Raw genomic sequence first — 6,743 nt, forward strand, 5'->3', positions numbered from 1 at the left:
TGGTGCCGAAGGCCGGACTCGAACCGGCACACCCGAAGGCGGTTGATTTTGAATCAACTGCGTCTACCAATTCCGCCACTCCGGCACGAAGTGATGTGTTTCTTGGAAAACGGTGCCATTATACTTGCCTTATGCTGACTGGCAACATTTATCTTGAACAATCAGGTTGTTCGATTAAAAAAAAAGCACCTGAAAAAATCTTTCCATAAAAAGCGCAATATCCCCTGTTATGTTCAACAACATTTGAATATCTATGCTAATTTTCCTAAGAGTATTTTCATTGTCTTAACCCTTCGGTGACTGGCGACAAAGCGTAATTTTTGTTAGTTTATCCGCACTCTTATGTAAAATAATAAAGGCATATTTTATGAGCTTTGTTGGATGGATAGCCACTGGTCTGGTTATTGGCATCTTAATTGGTATCGTCATGAAAATTTTCTCAAAGAAAAAATAAATATTGGCTGAAAAGCCTTTTATAAACAATCATATCGGCTGGCTTCAAACATGAAGAAAACATTTCTTAAAATTTTGTCGGTATCCGCACTGTCTGCGGCATTGATGGCCTGTTCCTCAACGACAGAAAAAACCGCGCAAAGCTCACCAAGTGGCATGCTTGCAGGTAACTCCGAGTGGCAAATATTCGAAGGCGATAGAAGAACTTACGAGCGTGTCACCAAAATCGTCGATATGTATGCAAATCGAATTTATAACGAAAGTGATGCCCGAGGCATGGCTATTATCGTTATTGATAATAACCAAACTCTCGCTCGCTATTATGGTGAAACCGCGCCGGGTAATGGACAAAAACCGGGTCCGAACTCCCTGATCCGCATTGCTTCTGTTAGCAAATTAATGACCAGCGAAATCTTAATTAAGCTGGAGCAAGATAAAAAATTAGCGATCACCGACCCGCTACAGCAATACAGCTACAACGGTGTTACCGTGCCTGATAACAACAGCGGGCAACCTATCCGACTGTATCATTTAGCGAGCCATACCAGTGGCTTGCCTCGTGAACAACCGGGTGGAAAATGGGGTCGCCCTGTCTTTATTTGGCCAACTCAAGAGAACCGTTGGACATGGCTGAAAACCGGTAAACTCGATTTTACACCGGGTACTGAAGCCGCTTATTCCAACCTCGCCTATGATTTACTCGCTGATGCGATGGTCAAAGCGACGGGGCAGTCATACCCGCAATTGTTCAGCAAATATGTGACATCTCCGGCGAAAATGACGGATACCACCTACACCCCAAGCAAAGGTCAGTGCGCCCGTTTAATGGAAGGCACCAAGCCAAGCCCTTGCCATAACACCCTTGCAGCAGCAGGAAGTGGTGGTGTGTATTCTACTCCGGCAGATATGCAAAAGTGGATGCAGCAATTTTTATCTACGGATAATAACCTACGTAAAGCGACCGCAGCCCGCGAGCAAGGTATTTTCTTCCCCCGTGAAAAGCTGTTAGATGCCAAAGGAATGGACGTTGCAGGTTATGCGGATGGATTGGGTCTTGGCTGGGTATATATGAAGCCTAAAAACGGTATTCCTGGGATCTACCAGAAAACCGGCGGCGGCGGCGGATTTAATACCTATATGGCGATGATCCCACAGCAAAATATTGCGGTATTCGTGGTGATGACTCGTAAAGATGGTAGTAAGTTCAGTAAGTTGACCGCAGGTGTAAATGATATGGTTGCTTCATTATCATCTAACCATGCGTATGGGAAAAATTGAAAGGGTACCGCCGACGCGATTAATGCACTGGCGAGTTATGCCCCTACCTTAAAACGCGGATTTGTGCGCGTACTTACGTTTATCGTGACAACTGCCTGAGCCCTTCAGGCAGTTTTTTATTCGTTGTTATTTTTGTTAGGCGACTGCTTTTTTTGATAGACGTCTGCTTTTTATGCAATATTTTAGTATGACCTTTCGCTACTCTTAGGCCTTATTACTTATGATTAGCAAAGGAACTAAGATGAAAATTATCCCGCTTTTCGCTCATAACATAGTGCGCCCCAGCTCCGTAAAATCAGGAAGGAACACTATTTCTGAATTAGTACAGCAACTCAGAAATGTACGTAATCATCCAGAAATCTGTCCACAACCTAAAAAACCAGACTATGTCGAAATAGATTTTTCAAGACTGGTTAATGAAAAAGCGGATAATCCGAACATTGAAGCAACGGCTGAGTATAAAAAGTTACTCACAGATACCATAAACGAAGCAAAGCAATCATTCATTCAAGCAACCAGGCAAGCAACCTGGAAAAATGCTTACATGATTGAAAAATCATACAGTGCCAATGGCGGTGCTTTCTCTTATGCACAACAGATTGCCAATAAGAGTGGAAAAAATGTGATTGGCATTATCGGTGAATATACATCTCAGACGAAACAAAAAAGGATCCAGCAAGTATTATTTAAGCCACAAGGAAAAATTCAATCGATGCTGAGTAATTTCGGTAATTTTATCTTCAGCAGAAAATGAGTGTGTTCTTGAAGTGGAGAGTTGCCATCAGCAATAAAAAAGGCTGTAAAATCATTCGATTCTACAGCCTTTTTCAATTTAAAGGGAATGGGCTATTTTCGTTTAACTAACAAGAAGATACTCACGCCCAAGAACAAGACACTCGGCAGCGCTGCCGCAAGTACTGGCGGAATGGAATAGACCAAACTCCAGTTACCAAAGCCTTGGTTTAAGATGTAAAACAAGAAGCCGCCCACAATCCCTGAAATCACACGCACACCCATTGGAACCGTACGCAGAGGTCCGAAGATAAAGGAAACCGCCATCAACATCATGACTGCCGCAGAAAGTGGCGCTAGGATTTTTTGCCACATACTCAGCTGATAAACCGAAGCAACTTGCCCACTCTCTTTCAAATAGGTGATGTACTGATACAGACCGCGAATCGAAAGCGAATCCGCATTCAGAGAAACGATACCTAATTTCTCTGGGGTTAAATTGGTTTTCCAATCATAAGTTAAACGCTGTGAACCCGTAATTTTTTGCTGGCTACCCAAGATAGATTCTTGAACTTGGGATAACACCCACAGTTTTTTATCCGCATCATAAGTTCCGCGTGCGGCAAACATCACAGACTGTAATTTGCGATGGTCATCGAAGCGATAAACAGAAACATCTTGGATGGTGCTCGCATCTTTAATACGTTGGATATAGATAAAGTCATGGGCATCTTTCGCCCACATGCCTGAATCCGTAACCACCAAAGAGCTACCAACAATTTTTTCTGCACGATAGTTACGCGCCCACTGCTCGCCTGCAGGTGCAATCCACTCCCCCATGACCATCGTAACGATAACCAATGGAATCGCTGTTTTCATCACAGACATCGCAATTTGCAAACGGGTAAAACCCGACGCTTGCATCACCACCAGCTCACTGCGGGAAGCTAACGCGCCTAACCCCAGCAATGCGCCCAATAATGCCGCCATTGGGAAGAAAATATCGATATCTTTGGGAACAGTTAATAAGGTGAAAACCCCTGCGCTCATTGCTGTGTAATCACCGTCACCCACTTTGCGAAGTTGCTCGACAAACTTGATGATCCCTGAAAGCGAAACCAACAAAAACAGCGTCATCAAAATCGAATTGAGGATGGTTCGACCGATATACTTATCTAAAACACCAAACATCAGGCAACCCCTCTTGTCAACTTAGCACGCACTTTGCGCATTGGTACGGTATCCCATAAATTCAGTATCACTGCTAATAGCAAGTAACCAAAGTTAACCGCCCACATTGCATATTTAGGGTCGATATCCCCCTTATCTGCGCTATTACGTAACGTACTTTGTAATAAGAAGAAAATCAGGTACAACAGCATGGCAGGGATCATACTGAGCACACGCCCTTGACGCGGGTTGACCTCACTCAGAGGAACCACCATCAACGCCATGACCACCACAGAGAATACAATGGTTAGACGCCAGTGGAATTCAGCATTGACCTCAGGATTGCTCTCATTCCACAGCTGCATCATGGTTTTTTGTTCCACTTTATCCGTACTGACATCTGTGGCTTTATGGTCAACAACGGCTTGGTAATTTACGAAGTCAGTGATGCGGAAATCTCTCAGCATTGCCGTGCCTTCGTAGCGAGTACCTTGGTCTAGCACCACCATCTGACGACCATATTCGTCTTCTTTCATATAACCGCTATCCGCGACCACAACGGAAGGACGCTGCTCATTGGCTGTACGCAACTGAGCTAAGAAAACATTTTTAAAATCATTGCCTTTGACTTCGCCGATGTACAACACAAAGTTGCCATCTTTGGTGGTTTTAAACTGCCCTTCCACCATCGCCGCTAAACCGGGGTTGGCTTTTGCATCTGCCAAAACTTGTTCTTGATACTGAGATGACCAAGGCAACATCCAAGTAATATTGGCAACGGCGACTAAGGCAGTTAATGCAGCAAGTACCAGCGCCGCTTTCACAAGCACACTTTTACCTAGGCCGCAGGCATGCATCACAGTAATTTCGCTTTCTGTGTACAATTTGCTGTAAGTCATCAATAGCCCAAGGAATAGGCTCAAAGGTAAGATAAGTTGCGCCATCTCCGGCACACCCAATCCTAATAATGGAAGAACTAAATTCGAAGGAATATTCCCCTGAACAGCGGCACCTAAGATGTCGATGGACTTTTGACTAAAAAAGATAAGCAGCAGGACAAAAAGTATCGCCAGCTGGCTTTTCAGGGTTTCCCGAACCAAATATCGAATAATGATCACGCTTATTACGCCTGTGAAAACTTGTCTTTTGGGATGAAAATGGCTAAGTTCGTTCTATGACAGCCATTTACTAAAATATACTCTGGTTTATTGTTTGGCTAGAATGATATAAAAGCATTATCTATACTAAGTGCTATATCGGAATATGCTTAATATAAGCGAAACTAGGTATTTGCTCAATTTAACACAAAGAGTTCATTCTCTATAAGCCAGATCATGCGAAAGGCTAATTTTAACTGGAGCATCGACCTTTGTCTTTAAGATTCAGGAGAACGCATGGAGTTTAGTGTAAAAAGTGGTAGCCCGGAAAAACAACGTAGTGCTTGCATCGTTGTCGGAGTCTTTGAACCACGCCGTCTGTCCCCTATCGCTGAACAGCTGGACAAAATTAGTGACGGATATATCAGCGCCCTGCTGCGCCGCGGTGAGCTTGAAGGTAAAGTAGGTCAATCCTTGCTGCTGCATCATGTGCCTAACGTTCTATCTGAGCGTATTTTACTGATCGGTTGCGGTAAAGAACGTGAACTCGATGAGCGTCAATTTAAACAAATCATTCAGAAAACTATCAGTACTCTGAATGAAACTGGCTCAATGGAAGCCGTTTGTTTCTTGACTGAGTTACATGTAAAAGGTCGCAACAACTACTGGAAAGTTCGCCAAGCCGTTGAGACAGCGAAAGAATCCCTGTATGTCTTCGACCAGCTGAAAAGTAACAAAACTGAACACCGCCGTCCACTGCGTAAACTGGTCTTCAATGTACCAACGCGCCGTGAACTGACCAGCGGTGAGCGTGCTATCGCCCACGGTTTAGCTATCGCCTCTGGCGTTAAAGCGGCTAAAGATTTGGGTAACATGCCACCAAATATCTGTAACGCTGGCTATTTAGCATCACAAGCTCGCCAACTGGCAGACATTTCTGACAGCAAACTGACTACTCGCGTGATCGGCGAAGAGCAAATGAAAGAGCTGGGCATGAACGCGTACTTAGCAGTGGGTCAAGGTTCTCAGAACGAATCTCTGATGTCCATCATGGAGTACAAAGGCAACCCAGATCCAGAGTGCAAACCAATTGTACTGGTCGGTAAAGGTTTAACCTTCGACTCAGGCGGTATTTCCATCAAGCCTGCTGATGGTATGGATGAGATGAAATACGACATGTGCGGTGCCGCGACCGTTTACGGTGTCATGCGCTTTATCACTGATCTGCAACTGCCAATTAACGTCGTCGGCGTACTGGCTGGCTGTGAAAACATGCCGGGTGGGCACGCATATCGTCCTGGTGATGTCCTAACCACTATGTCTGGTCAAACTGTCGAAGTGTTAAACACGGATGCGGAAGGTCGTTTAGTCCTGTGTGATACCCTGACTTACGTTGAGCGTTTCGATCCAGAACTGGTTATCGATATCGCCACATTAACAGGCGCATGTGTGATTGCTTTAGGTAGCCACTACACTGGTTTAATGTCCAACCACAACCCACTGGCTCACGAGCTGTTAAATGCTTCAGAGCAAGCTGGCGACCGTGCTTGGCGTTTACCGTTAGCTGACGAATACTATGAGCAAATCAGCTCTAACTTTGCTGATTTAGCGAACACGGGTGGTCGTCCGGGTGGTGCTATTACCGCAGGCTGCTTCTTAGCACGCTTTACAGGTAAATATAACTGGGCGCACTTGGATATCGCAGGTACTGCATGGCGTTCAGGAAAAGCTAAAGGAGCAACCGGTCGTCCGGTTTCTATGTTAGCTCAGTTCTTACTGAACCGCGCTGGCTTAAATGGTGACGAGTAATTTCAATTACGATTAAACATCGCCATTGATTAAGTTGTTATTATAATATCCCGATGAGCAGGTTCTGCGATTCGGGATATTGTTTTTAAGCAACAAGCAGTTAGGTCACACTCACCACACCATTTTGAGGCTGTGGTAAAAACGAGTATAATTCAGCGCAGATTTAATCTTGCTGCGACCTTGGGAGCATACATAAGTATGTGA

Annotated in this window: 5 protein-coding genes and 1 tRNA gene; 3 read left to right on the forward strand and 3 right to left on the reverse strand. The window is 44.6% G+C overall.

What is annotated here, in order from left to right; translation table 11 throughout:
• Positions 1-85 (reverse strand) — tRNA-Leu (locus GKR71_RS00810).
• Between the two features lie 419 nt (positions 86-504).
• Here GKR71_RS00810 and ampH point away from each other — a divergent pair.
• Entirely contained in the window at positions 505-1,731 is a 1,227-nt protein-coding gene (ampH, locus tag GKR71_RS00815; RefSeq protein ID WP_154602992.1) for a D-alanyl-D-alanine-carboxypeptidase/endopeptidase AmpH, read from the forward strand.
• A 241-nt stretch (positions 1,732-1,972) separates the two neighbouring features.
• Positions 1,973-2,485: a hypothetical protein gene (locus tag GKR71_RS00820; RefSeq protein ID WP_036949157.1), complete on the forward strand. Its 513-nt coding sequence runs from the start codon at positions 1,973-1,975 to the stop codon at positions 2,483-2,485.
• Between the two features lie 92 nt (positions 2,486-2,577).
• On the opposite strand, the gene lptG is transcribed toward GKR71_RS00820, so the two are convergent.
• A complete protein-coding gene (gene lptG / locus GKR71_RS00825; RefSeq protein WP_154599685.1) occupies positions 2,578-3,654 on the reverse strand; it encodes an LPS export ABC transporter permease LptG in 1,077 nt (358 codons plus the stop codon).
• Positions 3,654-4,751: an LPS export ABC transporter permease LptF gene (lptF, locus tag GKR71_RS00830; protein WP_036949152.1), complete on the reverse strand. Its 1,098-nt coding sequence runs from the start codon at positions 4,749-4,751 to the stop codon at positions 3,654-3,656. Before lptF ends, lptG begins: the two co-directional genes overlap by 1 nt.
• 276 nt (positions 4,752-5,027) lie before the next feature.
• On the opposite strand from lptF, the gene pepA reads away from it, so the two are divergent.
• On the forward strand, positions 5,028-6,539 hold the full coding sequence (gene pepA / locus GKR71_RS00835) for a leucyl aminopeptidase (protein WP_036949149.1): 1,512 nt from the start codon (positions 5,028-5,030) through the stop codon (positions 6,537-6,539).
• Positions 6,540-6,743 lie beyond the last annotated feature (204 nt).

The sequence above is a fragment of the Providencia sp. wls1922 genome (assembly GCF_009706505.1).
GTDB lineage: Bacteria > Pseudomonadota > Gammaproteobacteria > Enterobacterales > Enterobacteriaceae > Providencia > Providencia lanzhouensis.

Coding starts and splice junctions, on each gene's coding strand:
- ampH (WP_154602992.1), top strand. CDS start 505: ATGAAGAAAACATTTCTTAAAATTTTGTCGGTATCCGCACTGTCTGCG.
- GKR71_RS00820 (WP_036949157.1), top strand. CDS start 1,973: ATGAAAATTATCCCGCTTTTCGCTCATAACATAGTGCGCCCCAGCTCC.
- lptG (WP_154599685.1), bottom strand. CDS start 3,654: ATGTTTGGTGTTTTAGATAAGTATATCGGTCGAACCATCCTCAATTCG.
- pepA (WP_036949149.1), top strand. CDS start 5,028: ATGGAGTTTAGTGTAAAAAGTGGTAGCCCGGAAAAACAACGTAGTGCT.